Raw genomic sequence first — 15,853 nt, 5'->3', positions numbered from 1 at the left:
GTGCGAGGCCTGGAGCGTGCCGGTGATCCCGCATGCGGGCCAGATGCACAACTACCACCTGACGATGAGCACGCTGGCTTCGCCGATGAGCGAGTACTTCCCGATGCACGAGGTCGAGGTCGGCAACGAGCTGTTCTATTACATCTTCGACGGCGAGCCGGTGGCCGACAACGGCTTCCTGCAGCTCGACGACGACAAGCCGGGCCTCGGCCTGACGCTGAAGACCGAGTACCTCGACCAGTTCGACATCGTCGAGTGATCCACAGCAGCCGAGTCATGACACCCACTGCCGCCATCCGCACACTGCCGCGCTACCAGGGCCTCTTCCCGGTCGTGCCCACGCCATTCACCGAGTCGGGCGCGCTCGACCTCGCAAGCCAGAAGCGCTGTGTCGATTTCATGATCGACGCGGGCTCCGACGGGTTGTGCATCCTGGCGAATTTCTCGGAGCAGTTCCTGCTGGCCGACGACGAGCGCGAGGTGCTGACGCGCACCATCCTCGAACACGTGGCGGGCCGGGTGCCGGTGATCGTGACCACGACGCACTTCAGCACGCAAGTGTGCCTGGAGCGCAGCCGCCGCGCCCAGGCGATGGGCGCCGCGATGCTGATGGTGATGCCGCCCTACCACGGCGCGACCTTTCGTGTGCCCGAGCCGCAGATCGTCGAGTTCTACGCGCGGCTGTCGGACGGCGTGGGCATACCGATCATGATCCAGGATGCACCGGCCGCCGGTACGCCGTTGTCGCCGGCCCTGCTGGCCCGAATGGCGCGGGAGATCGAGCATGTCGCCTACTTCAAGATCGAGACCGCCGGCGCGGCCGCCAAGCTGCGCGAGCTGATCCGCCTCGGCGGCGATGCCATCGAAGGCCCCTGGGACGGCGAAGAGGCGATCACGTTGCTGCCCGACCTGGACGCCGGCGCCACCGGCGCCATGACCGGCGGCGGCTTTCCGGACGGCATCCGCCCGATCCTGGACGCCTGGCGCGCAGGACGGCGCGACGAAGCCATCGCCGCCTACGAGCGCTGGCTGCCGCTCATCAACATCGAGAACCGGCAGTGCGGCCCGCTCGCGGCCAAGTCGCTGATGAAGGAAGGTGGCGTGATCGCGTGCGAGGCGCCGCGCCATCCGTTTGCGCCGATCCATCCAGCTGCCCGGGCGCTATTGATCGAGACTGCCACACGCCTCGACGCGCTCGTCCTGCGCTGGGCGCGCTAGCGCGCGGCGGCATTCCATATGCAGAGAATTCTCATGCCATCGTCCGCCAAGGCCCTGCTGGTCGAGAAATTCGACCACAGTTTCAGTGGCTACCACCTCCACAACGGGGCGCTGGCCTTCCGCGCGCAACTGCCGGAGTACCCCCATGAATTCGTCGTGGATTCTGGCGGCGCATTCGCCTACATAGGCCACTACGGCGTGCGGACCTTCGCCCATGAGGGAGCCGGTGGACATCAGGTCTTTGTGGTCGACATCGCACGCGGCGCGCACGTGGCGTCGCTGGACTGCACTCCTTACCGCCGAATACACGGTCTGCAGATAGACCGGCAGGACCGTGTCTACGCCCTGAGCGAGCACGACAACATGCTTCTGGTGTTCGACGAGCCCGGGGGACATCAGCGCCCCGCACGTGCCGTCCCGGCGGGGGGCGTCAAGAGCCACTTGTTCGTGATTCGTCGTGACGGTGATAAGGCCTACATCACGAACCTGCAGTCGCACACGGTCACTCTGGTGCATCCCCACGATGCTTCCCGGGCACCCGTGGTGGCTCGGGTCGGCGGTCGACCAGAAGGATGCTGCCTGAGTCGCGACGAGTCCATCCTCTACGTTGCGAGCCGCGACGACGCAACCTTGTCGATGCTGGACGCCATCAGCATGCGGGTACTGACCACCGTCGCGACAGGCGAAGACCCAACACGCATCTATCTGTCGCGCGACAACCGTCTCTTCGTCACCAACTACGGGGAGCGCAGCATCGGCATCTACGACGCCGCGACGCTCACGGAACTGCAGCGCGTGCCTACGGTGCACAAGCCGATTGCACTAGCTTTCGACCCGTCCGCGCCGATGGCCTACATCCCGCTGAGCAACAACACGGTCGCCAAGCTGGATCTGCGAACTCTCGTGCTGACGCATGCCTTCCACACAGGCAAGGAGCCCGACGGCCTGGTGGTACTGGGCGCCTGAGTCCCACGCTGCGCCCGTCCGAAGCGGCCGCGCACGCACGGCGCGCTTCCAAAGAAAACGACAAACCGGAGACATCATGAACATTCTGAACCCCGCCGCGTCCGCGTCCACCTTCGAGACCGTCGCGCCAATCCCGCAGAAGCGCTGGCTGCGAATCATCCCACCCATCATTCTGGCCTGCATCATCTCGTACATGGACCGGGTCAACATCGCGTTCGCGATGCCCGGCGGCCTGAGCGACGCGCTCGGAATGTCCGCGAGCATGGCGGGTCTTGCCGGAGGGATCTTCTTCATCGGCTACCTGTTCCTTCAGATTCCCGGCGGGCGCCTCGCAGCGCTGGGCAGCGGCAAGAAGTTCATCGCCTGGTCGCTGGTGAGTTGGGCCGTGATCTCAATATTGACCGGCCTCGTGACCCAGACCTGGCAATTGCTGACGTTGCGCTTTCTACTCGGCGTGGCTGAGGGCGGAATGCTGCCGGTCGTGCTGACGATGGTCGGAAACTGGTTCCCGGACAGGGAGCGCGGGCGAGCGAACGCGATGGTCATCATGTTCGTGCCACTGGCCGGAATGATCACCGCGCCTCTGTCAGGCGCCATTCTCTCGGCGCTGGACTGGCGATACCTGTTCCTCATCACCGGAGCCCTGTCCGTCCTTTTTCTGCTGATCTGGATCCCCTTCGCCAGCGACAATCCGGAAAAAGCGACGTGGCTGTCACCTCAGGAGAAGCACTACATCCTGTCGGCGCTGCAGGCGGAACGGCGGGCAGCGGCGGGCAAGCAAGTGATCTCGGCATCGTTCGGCGCGGTGCTGCGTGATACCGCCATCTGGCGTCTGATCGGGCTGAATTTTTTCTATCAGATCGGAATCTACGGCTACACGCTGTGGCTGCCCACGATCCTGAAGAATCTGACACACGGCAGCATGGGTCAGGTGGGCATCCTGGCCATCTTCCCCTACATCGGAACCATGATCGGTATGTGGGCGATCTCCTACTTGTCCGACCGCACCGGCAAGCGTCGCAACTTTGTCGTCGGTCCGCTCTTGGGTTTCGCCCTTTGCCTGTTCCTGTCGGTGAATTTGCAGGCGTCCGTCGCGTGGTCCTACATCTTCCTGATCGGCAGCGGCTTCTTCCTCCAATCCGCAGCAGGCGTGTTCTGGACCATCCCGCCGAAGTTGTGCAGCCCCGAAACTGCAGGCAGCGCGCGCGGCCTGATCAACGCGCTGGGCAACCTCGGCGGTTTCTGCGGCCCGTATGCGGTCGGAGTGCTGATCCAACAGTACGACGCCAACGTGGGCGTCTATTGCCTAGCTGGATCGCTGGTGATTGCGGCGCTGATCGCGCTCACGTTGCCGGCGCGGTGTGAGCACTGAGGCTGAATCCATGAAGGGTTCGACCCTAGTTCCTGAGGAAGGTCTGATTGAGGTCGTGGACGCCCACCATCACCTTTGGGATCTCGCGCGTGGCCGCTACCCATGGCTGCAGGAAGACTACGACCCTGGCGCCTTCTTTTTGGGCGACTACATGCCGATTTGCCATGACTTTCTTCCCAACGACTACAGGGTCGCTGCGCGAGGCTGTCGTGTGACAGCCACGGTCCACATCGAGGCCGAGCGGGCCCGCGACGAGCAGGTGGCCGAGACCGCATGGCTGCACGAGATGAACAGGCTGCACGGCCTTCCCAATGCCGTGGTCGCACACGCCTGGCTCGACCGCCCGGATACGGAACAATGTCTGCTTGATCATCTGCGCTATCCACTGGTGCGCGGTATTCGCAGCAAGCCAGTGACGTCCGCCACGCCGCAGCAATGCATGGAGGGACAGCCCGGCAGCATGCAGGACGAGGCCTGGTTGCGCGGCTTCTCGCTGCTGGAAAAGCACGGACTGAGTTGGGACATGCGCGTGCCCGCGTGGCACCTGCCCGAAGCGGCACGGGTTGCTGCCATGTTCCCACGCGTGCCGATGGTCCTCAATCACCACGGGTTGGCGTGGGACCGCAGCGAGGAAGGCCTGCGACGCTGGCGTGGCTGGATGGAAATCCTTGCGCGACAGTCGAACGTGCATGTGAAGCTCTCCGAGTTCGGCCTGCGCGACCAGCCCTGGGATTGGCTCGGCAACGCGCGCATCGCGCTCGACACGCTGGCCATCTTCGGCTGGGAACGCTGCATGTTCGCTAGCAATTTCCCAGTGGCGGGCTTGCGCATCGGCTTTCGACAACTAGTGCAAGGCGTCTGGCGAATGCTCGATGGCCTCACATCCGACCAGCAGAAGGCCGTCATGGGCGGCAATGCCCTGCGCTTCTACCGCATCAATCAATCCAAACTTCGGAGCTGAACGCATGAAACTCTTCGACAACCTCATCGGCGGCGAGTGGCTCAAGGGCAGCAGCTACAGCCCGAACCTGAACCCCTCGAACCTCGGCGACATCATCGCCGAGTACGCGCAAGGCGACGCGACCCACGTCGACGCTGCGGTAGCGGCAGCGACCGCAGCCTTCCCGGCCTGGTCCACCGGCGGCATCCAGGCGCGCTCTGAAGCGCTGGACAAGATCGGCAACGAGATCCTTGCGCGCAAGGAAGAACTCGGCACGCTGCTGGCCCGCGAAGAAGGCAAGACCAAGGCCGAAGGCATCGGCGAAGCCACCCGCGCCGGCCAGATCTTCAAGTTCTTCGCCGGCGAATGCCTGCGCCTGTCGGGCGAAGTCATTCCTTCGGTGCGCCCCGGCATCGGCATCGAGATCACGCGCGAGCCGGTAGGCGTCGTCGGGCTCGTCACCCCCTGGAACTTCCCCATCGCGATCCCCGCATGGAAGATCGCCCCGGCGCTGGCCTTCGGCAACTGCGTGGTGCTCAAGCCTGCTGATTTGGTGCCGGGCTGCGCGTGGGCGTTGGCGGAAATCATCAGCCGCTCGGGCATCCCGGCGGGTGTATTCAATCTGGTGATGGGTCGCGGCAGCGTCATCGGCGATGCGCTGGTCAACCACCCGGGCATCCACGCCATCAGCTTCACCGGCTCGGTCGGCGTGGGCCGCCACATTGCCGTGCAGTGCGCGACGAAGCACAAGAAGGTCCAATTGGAGATGGGCGGCAAGAACCCGCAGGTCGTGCTGGACGATGCCGACTTGGCGCAGGTGGTGGAACTCAGCGTGCAGAGCGCCTTCTATTCCACCGGCCAGCGTTGCACAGCGTCGAGCCGCCTGATCGTGACCGAAGGCATCTATCCCAAGTTCATCGAGGCGATGAAGGCGCGCATGGAGAAGATCAAGGTGGGCGATGCGCTCGCGCAAGGCACCGACATTGGCCCGGTGTCCAGCCAGAGCCAACTCGAGCAGGACCTGAGCTACATCGAGATCGGCAAGAGCGAAGGCGCCACGCTTGCCGCCGGTGGCCAGCGCCTGAAGCTGGACACCGAAGGCTTCTACATGTCGCCGGCGCTGTTCAGCGAATCGGTGGCGTCGATGCGCATCAACAAGGAAGAGATCTTCGGTCCGGTGGCCAGTGTGATCCGGGTGAAGAACTACGAGGAGGCGCTCGCGACGGCAAACGACACCGCCTTCGGACTGTCGGCCGGCATCGCGACGACCAGCCTGAAGTACGCGACGCACTTCAAGCGTCACAGCCAGGCCGGCATGGTGATGGTGAACCTGCCGACGGCGGGGGTGGACTACCACGTGCCCTTCGGCGGGCGCAAGGGGTCGAGCTATGGGCCGCGGGAGCAGGGACGCTATGCGCAGGAGTTCTTCACGGTGGTGAAGACGGCGTACACGGCGGCCGGCTGAAAGTCATGTCGCGCCGTTCCATGTGTCTCATTGCTCTCATGGGTCTGCTGGCCGTGCCGGCGCTCGCCCATGCGGCGCTGGCGCAGCCATGGAACTGGCTGTTGGCCCCGCTCTCCGGCGCCGGCGAACACCACATCGCCGGCCGCACAGCCTGGCACGCGCGGCTGATGGTGCTCGGCTGGGGCCTCCTGCTGCCGCTGGGCGCACTGGCGGCGCGCTTTTTTAAGATCATGCCGGGCCAGGACTGGCCGCGGCAGCTCGACAACAAGGCATGGTGGCACGCGCATCGCGGGTTGCAGTACGTCGGAGTACTGGCCATGACCTTCGGACTGGGGCTTGCGTGGGGGCTCGGCAGCGGACGCGACACCCCGGCCCGGGTGCACGCCTGGCTCGGCTGGAGCCTGTGCATCGCGGGCTGGGCGCAGGTGGCCGGTGGCCTGCTGCGCGGTGGCAAGGGCGGCCCCACCGACGTCCAACTGATCCCCGAATGGGACGAGATGAGCAAAGACATCATCGGGCAGGCCCTGCCCGACGTTCTGGCCGGCAAGCGAACGGCGCGTGAGGCCCTTGCTTCCACGGTGTCTCCGCTCGAATCGCTGCTGCGAAGCGGCGGCTGGATCGGCAAGGCCGCGGCTGCCGGTGCGGCCAAGGGAGGACGCGCGTGAGCACATGCATCGATATCTTCGACGCACGCCTGCGCCCCGTCGTCGAGGACGCCCGGCTCGAGAAACTGTGCACCGGGGCCGCCTGGAGCGAAGGCCCAGTCTGGATGCACGAGGACAACAGCGTGCTGTGGAGCGACATTCCCAACAACCGGATGCTGCGCTGGTCCGCAGCGGATGGCATGCGGGCATGGCGCACCGGTGTCGAATTCACCAACGGCCACACGCGCGATGTCAACGGCGATCTGCTCCACTGTTCGCACGGGCTGCGTGCCATCGTCCGCACGCGCGTCTCGGGCGGCGGCGTACGCGCCGATGCGCCCCACGAGATCGTGGTCGACCGCTACCTCGGCAAGCGCCTCAACTCGCCCAACGACCTCGTCGTGAAGCGCGACGGCACGATCTGGTTCACCGACCCGCCCTACGGCATTGCCAGCGATCGCGAGGGCCACCGCGCCGAGCGCGAGCAGCCCGCCAACTTCGTGTTCCGCTTCGATCCGGCAAACGGCCGCCTCGACGCCATGACCGATGCCGTGCAGGAGCCCAACGGCCTCGCCTTCTCGCCCGACGAATCGCGGCTCTACGTGAGCGACACCTCGGCCGCGATGCGCGTCGACGGCAGCGGGCGCCACCACCTGATGGTGTTCGACGTGCGCGGCGATGCCCTCGCCAACGGGCGCGTATTCGCCGAGGTGAATCCCGGCCTGCCCGACGGCTTCCGCCTCGATGCCCAGGGCTGGATCTACACCAGCAGCCTCGATAGCGTGCAGGTCTACCACCCTGGCGGCAGCCTGCTCGGCAAGATCCACGTGCCGGAGAAGGTGGGCAACCTCTGCTTCGGCGGCGTGCGACGCGACCAGCTCTACATTGCGGCGAGCAGTTCGCTCTATCGAATCGTTCTTCGTACGGAAGGAATCCAGCGTCCATGACACAAGAAATCCTGCTCCTGGTGGAAAAGTGCAGCCACTACTTCAGCTACTACGACATCGGGAGCGGCGAGCGGCTGCACAGCATCGCCCTCGAGGAATTCCCGCATGAGTTCGTGGTGGACGCGGCGAAGCGTTTCGCCTACGTCGGCCACTACGGCGTCGAGACCTCGGGCCACCTGGGCCGCGGCGGCACGCGCATCTTCCAGATCGACATCGCGGCGCGCAGGCTCGCGCGCACCATCGACATCGCCCCTTTCAACCGGCTGCACGGCATGCAGATGGACGAGCAAGGCCGCCTCTACGCGCTGAGCGAGGACCGAGCGCAGCTGGTGGTGCTCGACCGCCCCGAGACCGACACCGCGCCGCGGCGCGCCGTGCCCACCGGCGGCATCAAGAGCCATCTGTTCGCGCTCACCTGCGACGGGCAGACGGCCTACGTGATGAACCTGCTCTCGCATACCGTGACCAAGGTCCGCCCGCACGACGCCACGGTGGCGCCGGTGCCCTGCTCGCCGGGCGAGAAGCCCGAGGGCTATGCGCTGTCGGCCGACGAGAAGACGCTCTATGTCACCAACCGCTGGAGCAACACCCTCGCGGCGATCGACACCGCCACCATGAAGGTGCTGCGCGAAGCGCCCTCGCGCGAGGACGCGACGCGGCTCTATCTCTACCGCGATGGGCGGCTGGTCGTCACCAACTACGGCGAGCGCAGCCTGTCGGTGGTCGATCCGGCGAGCCTGAGGGAACTGGCGCGGATCCCGATGGAGGCACGCCCGATCGCCTCGAGCTTCCATCCCACCCGGCCGCTCGCCTTCGTGAGCCAGGACAACGACCAGCTCGGCTACTTCAACATGGAGACGCTGGCCTTCGAACGCTTCATCGGAACCCAGCGCGAGCCGGATGTGTCATGCGCGGTGCTGTTGTGAACGGCATGACGGCCACGACCCGCGTGCTGCGCATCGAGGCGCTCAGCAAGCGCTTCGGCGGCACCCAGGCCGTCGACGACGTCTCGTTCGACCTGCATGCCGGCGAGATCCTTGCGCTGCTGGGCGAGAACGGCGCCGGCAAGTCGACCCTGATCAAGATCTTGGCAGGCGTCTACAGCCAGGACAGCGGCAGCGTCGCGCTTCACGAGCGCCCCGAGGCCGAGTGGCGTGCCGCGCCGCGCGAGCAGCAAGGCATGGCCTTCATCCACCAGGACCTCGGGCTCGTCGAATGGATGACGGTGGCCGAGAACGTGGCGCTCGGCATGGGCTTTCCGCGCCGGCTCGGTCTGATCGACTGGAAGCAGGTCGAGCGCAACGCACGCCGCGTCCTCGGGCATGTCGGGTGCGACATCGATCCGCGGCGACGCGTCTTCACGCTCACGCGCGCCGAGAAGTCGCTGCTCGCGATCGGCCGCGCGCTCGATGCCGACGCCCGGGTGCTGGTGCTCGACGAGCCCACCGCCAGCCTGCCGATGGCCGACGTGCAGCGCATGTTTGCGCTGCTGCGGCAGTTGCGCGAGCGCGGCGTGGCAATGATCTACGTCTCGCACCGGCTCGACGAGATCCTGGACATCTCCGACCGGGCCGCGGTCATGCGCGACGGCAAGCTGGTCGGCACCCGCATCACGGCGCAGGCGAGCGCCGCGGAACTGGTTGAGCTGATCGTCGGCAGCAAGTTCGACGTATCGCTGCCCAAGGCCCGCGGCGACGGCACCGAGACCGTGCTGGCGCTCGACGCGGTGTACTCGGCCAATGCCGGCCCGGTCACGTTGAAGGCGCGCCGCGGTGAGGTGCTGGGCCTGATCGGGCTGCGCGGCGCCGGGCACGAGGCGATCGGCCGCCTGCTGTTCGGGCTGTCCGGCCTGGAGCGCGGCTGCATCCTGCTCGATGGCCAAGTGGTGGCACCGCGCAATCCTGCACAGGCGATCCGGCTGGGCATCGGGCTGGTGGCGGCCGACCGGCTCGAGGAGAACCTCGGTGGCAGCCTCAGCGTGCAAGAGAACCTGTTCCCCAATCCCGCGCTGACGCTCGGCACCCTGATGACGCGCCTGGCTCCGCACGACGAGTCGAGCGAGGCGCAGCGCCTGATCCGGCAGTTCGACGTCAATCCGCCGGCGCCGCAGGCCGAGGTGCAGAACCTCAGCGGCGGCAACCAGCAGAAGGTGGTGTTGGCGCGGTGGATGAACCTGAAGCTGCCGCTGCTCATCCTGGAAGAGCCCACCGCGGGCGTCGACGTCGGCGCCAAGCGGCAGATCTACGAGATCCTGCGCCAGCAGGCCGACGCCGGCGTCTGCGTGCTGGTGATTTCCACCGACTTCGAGGAAGTCGCCAACGTGTGCACACGCGCGATGGTGTTTCGCGGCGGCACGGTGGCATGCGAACTGGACGGTGCCGCGCTCACCGTCGCGGGACTGCTGGTCGCCGCTGCGGGCGGCGACGACCCGGCAACACGAACCGAGAACTCCACAACACAAGAGGCAATCGCATCATGACCACTTCCATCAAGGCCACGGCGCTCGAACCCGATCCGTCCTTCGACGCCAGGGTTTCAGGCCTGCTGGGACGCATCGGGCGGCAGGCGCCGGTGTACGGCCTGCCGGTGCTGACGCTCGGGCTGATCGTGCTGTTCTCCCTCCTGCTGCCGCAGAGCTTTCCCACGCTGTTCAACCTGCGCTCGATCCTCAGCGACAAGTCGGTGATCGCGCTGCTCGCGCTGGCGGCCACCATCCCGATGATGACCGGCAAGATCGACCTCACGGTCGGCTACGGCATCGTGCTGTGGCACATCCTCGCGATCAGCCTGCAGACCCATTTCGGACTGCCCTGGCCTGCGGCCGTTGCCGTGGTGCTGCTGTGCGGCGCGCTGTTCGGCGTTCTCAATGGCGTGCTGGTGGAGCAGGCGCAGATCGATTCGTTCATCGCCACGCTGGGCACCGGCACCGTGCTGTATGCCATCGCGCTGTGGCACAGCGGCGGGCGGCAGGTGATCGGCAGCCTGCCGGACGGCTTCATCAACATCGCCGGCGCGGAGTTGCTCGGCCTGCCGGTGACGGCGTTCTATGTGCTGGCCGTGGCCGTCGTGCTCTGGCTGGTGAGCGAGCACACGCCGATCGGGCGTGCGCTCTACGTGATCGGCTCCAACCCCAAGGCGGCCGTGCTCAACGGCATCCCGCTGCAGAAATGCGTGATGGGTGCCTTCGTCGCCTCGGGCACCTTGTCGGCCTTCGCCGGCGTCGTGCTGGCGTCGCGGCTGCAGATCGGCCAGGCCGGCGTCGGGCTCGAATTCCTGCTGCCGGCGCTGGTGGGCGCCTTCCTCGGCTCCACCACCATCCGGCCCGGCCGCGTGAACGTCTGGGGCACGCTGGTCGGCGTGGCGATCCTTGCGGTGGGCATCTCGGGCATCCAGCAGTTCGGCGGCGCGTTCTTCGTCGAGCCGCTGTTCAACGGTGTCACGCTGCTGGTGTCGATCGGCATCGCCGGCTATGCGCAGCGCAAGCGCGGCCATTCGATCAAGCGCCGCATCGCCGAGCAGCAGATTGCATCGCATCCGGGCTGCGCGCCGAAGCTGCCGCTGGAGTCTTGAGTTCCGTTTTCCCACAACCCCCAACCACAACCAGGAGACAACCATGAATACATCCTTCCATGCAGCGATGCGCCGAGCCCGCCGCACGGCGCTCGCCGGCGCACTGGCCGCGAGCCTTGCGAGCCTCGCAGGCCACGCGACGGCCGACGACTTCCTCGACTTGGCCAAGCAGAAGGTCGCCGCCGCGACGGCACCGAAGAACAAGTGGGACGGGCCGACCATCGGCCCCAGGGCCGCGGCCGACAAGACCATCGTGTTCGTCGCCTCCGACATGCGCAACGGCGGCGTGCTCGGTGTCTCCAAGGGCGTGGAGGAGGCCGCCCAGGCCATCGGATGGAAGGTTCGCGTGCTCGACGGCCAGGGCACCGTGCAGGGCCGCACCGCTGCCTTCAACCAGGCGATGGCGCTCAAGCCGGTCGGCATCCTGCTTGGCGGCTTCGACGCCAAGGAGCAGGCCACCAATGTGAAGAAAGCCGCCGAGAGCAAGATTCCCGTGGTTGGCTGGCATGCCGCGAAGGAAGCCGGGGCGGTCGACGGCATGTTCTTCAACGTGACGACGAGTGCGCAGGACGTCGCGGAGATCGCGGCGCTTTATGCGGTCGCGAAGTCGGACGGCAAGGCGGGCGTGGTGGTGTTCACGGACTCGGCCTACGCTGTCGCGATTGCCAAGTCCAACGCGATGGCGGACGTCATCAGGAAGTGCGGCGGCTGCACACTGCTTGGCGTCGAGGACACGCCGCTGGCCGACACCTCAACCCGCATGCCGCAGCTGACGACCTCGCTGATCCAGCGCCACGGCGCCAAGTGGACCTATTCGCTCGGCATCAACGATCTCTACTTCGACTTCATGGGGCCTACCCTGCAGTCGGCCGGCGGCAGTGCGAAGGCGCTCCAGAATCTCTCGGGCGGCGATGGATCGGAGTCTGCTTACCAGCGCATCCGCAACCAGCGCTTCCAGGCCGGCACCGTGCCCGAGCCGCTCAATCTCCATGGCTGGCAGATGGTCGATGAAGTCAATCGCGCGCTCAACAGCCAGCCGCCCAGCGGCTACTCGACGCCGGTGCACTTGGTGACGGCCGACAACATCAAGTCCGACGGCGGTCCGAAGAACGGCTTCGACCCGGACAACGGCTACCGCGACGCCTACCGGAAGATCTGGGGCAAGTGACTCGGCGAAATTGCGCAACAGCCATCTCAGGTGTTCGCAATGGCGCTGCCTTGGTGACTTGGAGCGAGAGCATTTGAGGCCCTGCGTTCATGCAGACGAGTGAGCCACGGCTCTGTCGCGATAGTCGGTCGGCCACAATGCAGTCATGGTACCGCTGCACGTCCAACTTGCGAACTCGACCCTGCGAGGGGTCATCAGGCGATCATCGTAGGTACGCCGGCCACGGAGCGTTGCGTTCCCGTGGTGGCATGCAATCGCATGCGTCCGGCAGTCACGCTCGGCAAGACGCCCGGGAGCAGGTCGACGGACAGCGGGATATGGCCGCCCATCGGCGCCTGATTGAGTGGCGCAGAGCCCTGGAACGGGACGTGCTCGAGGGGAGCCCAAGCACCTTGCCGAGCTGCACGCCGACGAAATGGAGACCGGATCCAGCGCCCCCGCTTCCGTACTTCAAGTTTGCCGGGTCGAGCTTGACCCAGGTGACGAAGTCGCTCAAGGTCTTGACGCTGGGCGGCACCGCTGGGCCGACCGCAAAGGCGTACACCATCGATGCAGCTTGGGCGACCATGACTGTCATCCAGTTTTGGGATGAGACGCAGCTTCTTCGCTTCTGGAACTCGAGCGAGTACACGGAAGCACGGAAGATCCGCCTGACTGCGGGCAATCTCCATGTTGGATACGTTCCGGGCTTCGACAGTCGGTGAAGTTGACAGCTTGACGACGGGTTGCCAAGGCCGGTGCCGTGTATCGCATGCCCGATGGCTCACCGCCTGGAGACAAAAGTCGCAGTGGATTGACTCGCGTCGGCCGGGCCCGAGCGATCGGCCGTTGGCTCGAGACTCAACATTGGGATCCGGATTCAACCGGTCGTCGAGGCAATGGCTTCTTCAGCACAGGGATGACCGCAATTGGCGTCCTCGTAGCTGGAATTGAAGCGCCGACCGGGGGACACGGCAATCGCTGCACAGGACATGCTCATATCGCTCTGATCGAATGGCTGACTGCCCTCCCCGCGCGGCAGCGCCGGTGTCCCCAACGTTTTACATAATTGTGGCTGCATAATTTTTTCGCGACTTTTGCCTGCGAACGGCTGCGTTGCCGCTCTGCGTTCATGGCGCTAGCGGCGGAGGCAGCCAGAAGCAGCTCGATGGGATCGAGCTAACGATTGTCGAAAAAGCCAATCGCCGATCGCTCGCTCAACGGGCGAAACCGCCGACAAAGGCCGCGCCGCCACCGCCCCACGTACCCCAATCCACGTTATTCATCTCGTCGATCTGAGCATCTCGCAGATCCTCGCTGTTCATGCGTTGTTGATATCGCATTTCTTGGTAGACCGAGTACTGGGCCGAGTTGCCGACCAGCGCCATTCCATTTGAGGAATCGCGCATCACGTAGTAGAGGCCTCCCTTGTACTTGACGGGCGTGACGGTGTCTTTGGGTAGTTTGGCGTAGAGCGCGGTCTGTTCAGGAGTGGTCGGTCTAACGATCCTGAAGCCCGCCGCGATTGCGATCTTGTCACGGTCCGGGTGGCCAGTTGCGCAGCCGGCCGTCATCGCAATTAATGCGATGGCGCAGATGCTCTTGAAGATGGTTGGAAGTGTTTTCATTGCTTTTCGCTTGGAGTTGGCGACAGGTGAATAGACAGCGCAGCAGTCCGTTCTCTTTTCGATCCAGAATGCTCTGGGAGCTTGGCCTGCAATGTAACCTCTCTGCTGACGCACACGCAACGGCCGACGCACTCGTCGACCCCCTCCTCCACAACCTGAGTGCGGGCGTCGCCGCCGTCGGCGAAGCCTGCGAGCAGGGTTCGCTTGAAGTCGATGTCCATGGCATGCTGCATCTGCCTGCCGTGACGGCCCTGCTTGAGGAGGGTGAGCCGCGGCGCTTGCGCGAGCTCATCTACAGGGAGATCGGCGACGTACAGTTTCCCGATGTCTTGCTGGAGCGTTTTCACGTTGACGGTGAATGGTCGCAACATCGGCAGGAGGTTGCGATTCAGAAGGCGGCAGACGGATTTTGGGTGAGGCCCGTGAAAAGACGCCAGGCGTCGAAGCGCGCAGCCAGTTGCTTGCGATAGAGGGATGGGCGCAACAGATGACGCTTGAGCGCAAAGTGCTGGCGGATGGGACCGAAGCTCGAGAGAAAAGACTGCGTGCGCTCAGGCCGGCGAAATCCTCGCATGCGCCGTTCGCGCTCACGGGTAGGTTGATGGCTGTTCTCGGCACGGTTGTTCACGCGGGCACAGGCCTTCACGAACACGTGCCGCACGTTCGCAAGCCGTGGGATCTCGGCCTTGGCGGCCGGATAGCTGCGCAGTCGGTCGGTGACGGTCTTGCGGGGAACCTCCCGGCAAGCCGCTAGCACGCGCTTGAAGAAGCGTTTCGCGGCCGTCTTGTCGCGGCGATTCTGCAGAAGGATGTCGAGCTCGGCACCATGCTGGAGACCATCCATTTCTTGGGGGTGTGCAGTGCGGCATCCCTTCCTCCGACACTACGCTGTGAGGGGCACCTGATCCTGAGCGCCGAAGTGCGGATACCACCTCTCGAAGGACTAGTTCGTCATTCAGGACTTGGGTACGAACCTGGAGCAGCAGATGCGCTCCGCGCGGCGTCCAGCGCATCTGCTGCTTCTTCACGAACCGCTTGGCGATCACCTGGTTGACCGCGGACTCGACAAAACCGGTGGAAATCCGTTCCCCGCATCGGTACCTCTCCCCGTAGTTGACGATGGCGCTGGCATTGTTGTCGACGTAGGTCACGAATTCATCCAACGCCCGATCAAGTTTCTTGAGCACGACCGAACTCGGCGGGCCCGCCCTGCGCTGCTCCTCGCGTACATCGGCGATGTCCTCAAGCAGGTTGTACAGGGTTTCGCCGGCGCGGAACACGTTTCCATGCCACCGGAATCATTTGAAGCGCTCAATGTTTTTAAGGAACTCTCCCTTCTCTGCGCCTTGCACCCCTCGTGTTGTCTGCAGGAGCTGCTCGATGCGCATGGCGACATGAAACCAATCCAGGATGTGCTCGGATCGCGGGTGCACGAACGCGCCGCGCGATTGCGCACCACAAAGCTGTCGCACGAAAGGTGGGTGAGCGCGCGGCCAATACCTGCGCATCCTGTCGGGAGGGAAGGTGAATATCAAACTGACCATTCGCGAAATGACTTTCACCACTTCCTGGGACATCAACCTCGCCGCCGACTCACTCCGGCTGGATTCCCGCGTCCTTGACGACCTTGCCCCACTTGGCGAGGTCGGACTTGATCACTGCGGCGTACTCCTGCGGCGTTCCGCCCTGGATATCGATGCCGGCGGCCTCCAACTTGGCCCGCACATCGGGCAGCTTCAGCGCGGCGTTGATCTCGGCATTGAGCTTGGTGACGATCCCTTTGGGCGTGCCGGCAGGCGCCAGGAACCCGCCATTGGTATTGGCGTCGTAGCCCTTGAGCCCTTGTTCCTCCGCGGTCGGCACGTCCGGCAGGGACGCTGCCCGCTTCCGGGTCGACACCGCAACGGCGCGTGCGTTGCCAGCCTTCACCTGCGACTGGATGGCGCTGATCTGATC

Annotated in this window: 17 protein-coding genes and 2 pseudogenes; 13 read left to right on the top strand and 6 right to left on the bottom strand. The window is 65.1% G+C overall.

Annotated features, from left to right (window positions below; genetic code table 11):
- From AC1DYD_RS39760 to AC1DYD_RS39700, 13 genes are all read left to right on the top strand, one after another.
- The coding region (locus AC1DYD_RS39760; RefSeq protein ID WP_478178225.1) for an enolase C-terminal domain-like protein at positions 1-259 on the top strand (259 nt) is incomplete at its 5' end.
- Positions 260-276: 17 nt separating this feature from the next.
- A complete protein-coding gene (locus AC1DYD_RS39755) occupies positions 277-1,218 on the top strand; it encodes a dihydrodipicolinate synthase family protein (RefSeq protein WP_478178224.1) in 942 nt (313 codons plus the stop codon).
- Between the two features lie 33 nt (positions 1,219-1,251).
- The gene (locus tag AC1DYD_RS39750) at positions 1,252-2,184 is read left to right on the top strand and encodes a YncE family protein (protein ID WP_478178223.1); all 933 of its coding nucleotides are present in this window, start codon (positions 1,252-1,254) and stop codon (positions 2,182-2,184) included.
- A gap of 76 nt (positions 2,185-2,260) precedes the next feature.
- Positions 2,261-3,556, top strand: a complete 1,296-nt coding sequence (locus AC1DYD_RS39745) for an MFS transporter (protein ID WP_478178222.1) — start codon at positions 2,261-2,263, stop codon at positions 3,554-3,556.
- 10 nt (positions 3,557-3,566) lie between these two features.
- Positions 3,567-4,517 (top strand): amidohydrolase family protein, encoded by a 951-nt coding sequence (locus AC1DYD_RS39740; RefSeq protein ID WP_478178221.1) that lies wholly within the window; start codon positions 3,567-3,569, stop codon positions 4,515-4,517.
- Positions 4,518-4,521: 4 nt separating this feature from the next.
- Positions 4,522-5,961: an aldehyde dehydrogenase family protein gene (locus AC1DYD_RS39735; RefSeq protein WP_478178220.1), complete on the top strand. Its 1,440-nt coding sequence runs from the start codon at positions 4,522-4,524 to the stop codon at positions 5,959-5,961.
- Positions 5,962-5,981: 20 nt separating this feature from the next.
- Positions 5,982-6,626 carry a cytochrome b family protein gene (locus AC1DYD_RS39730; RefSeq protein WP_478178219.1) on the top strand — a complete coding sequence of 215 codons (645 nt, stop codon included), beginning with the start codon at positions 5,982-5,984 and terminating at the stop codon, positions 6,624-6,626.
- On the top strand, positions 6,623-7,552 hold the full coding sequence (locus AC1DYD_RS39725; RefSeq protein WP_478178218.1) for an SMP-30/gluconolactonase/LRE family protein: 930 nt from the start codon (positions 6,623-6,625) through the stop codon (positions 7,550-7,552). The genes AC1DYD_RS39730 and AC1DYD_RS39725 overlap by 4 nt, the downstream gene beginning before the upstream one ends.
- Complete coding sequence (locus AC1DYD_RS39720) at positions 7,549-8,478, top strand: YncE family protein (RefSeq protein ID WP_478178217.1); 930 nt, start codon at positions 7,549-7,551, stop codon at positions 8,476-8,478. The genes AC1DYD_RS39725 and AC1DYD_RS39720 overlap by 4 nt, the downstream gene beginning before the upstream one ends.
- Positions 8,460-10,031: a sugar ABC transporter ATP-binding protein gene (locus tag AC1DYD_RS39715; protein WP_478178216.1), complete on the top strand. Its 1,572-nt coding sequence runs from the start codon at positions 8,460-8,462 to the stop codon at positions 10,029-10,031. The genes AC1DYD_RS39720 and AC1DYD_RS39715 overlap by 19 nt, the downstream gene beginning before the upstream one ends.
- Complete coding sequence (locus AC1DYD_RS39710) at positions 10,028-11,122, top strand: ABC transporter permease (protein WP_478178215.1); 1,095 nt, start codon at positions 10,028-10,030, stop codon at positions 11,120-11,122. The genes AC1DYD_RS39715 and AC1DYD_RS39710 overlap by 4 nt, the downstream gene beginning before the upstream one ends.
- Positions 11,123-11,165: 43 nt before the next feature.
- Positions 11,166-12,290 (top strand): substrate-binding domain-containing protein, encoded by a 1,125-nt coding sequence (locus AC1DYD_RS39705; RefSeq protein WP_478178214.1) that lies wholly within the window; start codon positions 11,166-11,168, stop codon positions 12,288-12,290.
- A gap of 479 nt (positions 12,291-12,769) precedes the next feature.
- Entirely contained in the window at positions 12,770-12,994 is a 225-nt protein-coding gene (locus AC1DYD_RS39700) for a DUF1330 domain-containing protein (protein WP_478178213.1), read from the top strand.
- A gap of 492 nt (positions 12,995-13,486) precedes the next feature.
- On the opposite strand, the gene AC1DYD_RS39695 is transcribed toward AC1DYD_RS39700, so the two are convergent.
- The 6 genes and pseudogenes from AC1DYD_RS39695 to AC1DYD_RS39670 form a co-directional block, all read right to left on the bottom strand.
- Entirely contained in the window at positions 13,487-13,897 is a 411-nt protein-coding gene (locus tag AC1DYD_RS39695) for a hypothetical protein (protein ID WP_478178212.1), read from the bottom strand.
- Positions 13,894-14,268: a hypothetical protein gene (locus AC1DYD_RS39690; RefSeq protein WP_478178211.1), complete on the bottom strand. Its 375-nt coding sequence runs from the start codon at positions 14,266-14,268 to the stop codon at positions 13,894-13,896. The genes AC1DYD_RS39695 and AC1DYD_RS39690 overlap by 4 nt, the downstream gene beginning before the upstream one ends.
- Before the next feature lie 17 nt (positions 14,269-14,285).
- A pseudogene (locus AC1DYD_RS39685) lies at positions 14,286-14,729 on the bottom strand (DDE-type integrase/transposase/recombinase); the annotation flags it as partial.
- A gap of 51 nt (positions 14,730-14,780) precedes the next feature.
- A pseudogene (locus AC1DYD_RS39680) lies at positions 14,781-15,060 on the bottom strand (ISKra4 family transposase); the annotation flags it as partial.
- Positions 15,061-15,195: 135 nt separating this feature from the next.
- On the bottom strand, positions 15,196-15,474 hold the full coding sequence (locus AC1DYD_RS39675) for a hypothetical protein (protein ID WP_478178210.1): 279 nt from the start codon (positions 15,472-15,474) through the stop codon (positions 15,196-15,198).
- A 16-nt stretch (positions 15,475-15,490) separates the two neighbouring features.
- The coding region (locus AC1DYD_RS39670) for a Bug family tripartite tricarboxylate transporter substrate binding protein (protein WP_478178209.1) at positions 15,491-15,853 on the bottom strand (363 nt) is incomplete at its 5' end.

Source organism: Variovorax sp. P4_B11 (genome assembly GCF_056402355.1).
This window is presented reverse-complemented; position numbering and strand designations above follow the sequence as displayed.

Coding starts and splice junctions, on each gene's coding strand:
- AC1DYD_RS39755 (WP_478178224.1), top strand. CDS start 277: ATGACACCCACTGCCGCCATCCGCACACTGCCGCGCTACCAGGGCCTC.
- AC1DYD_RS39750 (WP_478178223.1), top strand. CDS start 1,252: ATGCCATCGTCCGCCAAGGCCCTGCTGGTCGAGAAATTCGACCACAGT.
- AC1DYD_RS39745 (WP_478178222.1), top strand. CDS start 2,261: ATGAACATTCTGAACCCCGCCGCGTCCGCGTCCACCTTCGAGACCGTC.
- AC1DYD_RS39740 (WP_478178221.1), top strand. CDS start 3,567: ATGAAGGGTTCGACCCTAGTTCCTGAGGAAGGTCTGATTGAGGTCGTG.
- AC1DYD_RS39735 (WP_478178220.1), top strand. CDS start 4,522: ATGAAACTCTTCGACAACCTCATCGGCGGCGAGTGGCTCAAGGGCAGC.
- AC1DYD_RS39730 (WP_478178219.1), top strand. CDS start 5,982: ATGTGTCTCATTGCTCTCATGGGTCTGCTGGCCGTGCCGGCGCTCGCC.
- AC1DYD_RS39720 (WP_478178217.1), top strand. CDS start 7,549: ATGACACAAGAAATCCTGCTCCTGGTGGAAAAGTGCAGCCACTACTTC.
- AC1DYD_RS39715 (WP_478178216.1), top strand. CDS start 8,460: ATGCGCGGTGCTGTTGTGAACGGCATGACGGCCACGACCCGCGTGCTG.
- AC1DYD_RS39710 (WP_478178215.1), top strand. CDS start 10,028: ATGACCACTTCCATCAAGGCCACGGCGCTCGAACCCGATCCGTCCTTC.
- AC1DYD_RS39705 (WP_478178214.1), top strand. CDS start 11,166: ATGAATACATCCTTCCATGCAGCGATGCGCCGAGCCCGCCGCACGGCG.
- AC1DYD_RS39695 (WP_478178212.1), bottom strand. CDS start 13,897: ATGAAAACACTTCCAACCATCTTCAAGAGCATCTGCGCCATCGCATTA.
- AC1DYD_RS39690 (WP_478178211.1), bottom strand. CDS start 14,268: ATGTTGCGACCATTCACCGTCAACGTGAAAACGCTCCAGCAAGACATC.
- AC1DYD_RS39675 (WP_478178210.1), bottom strand. CDS start 15,474: ATGTCCCAGGAAGTGGTGAAAGTCATTTCGCGAATGGTCAGTTTGATA.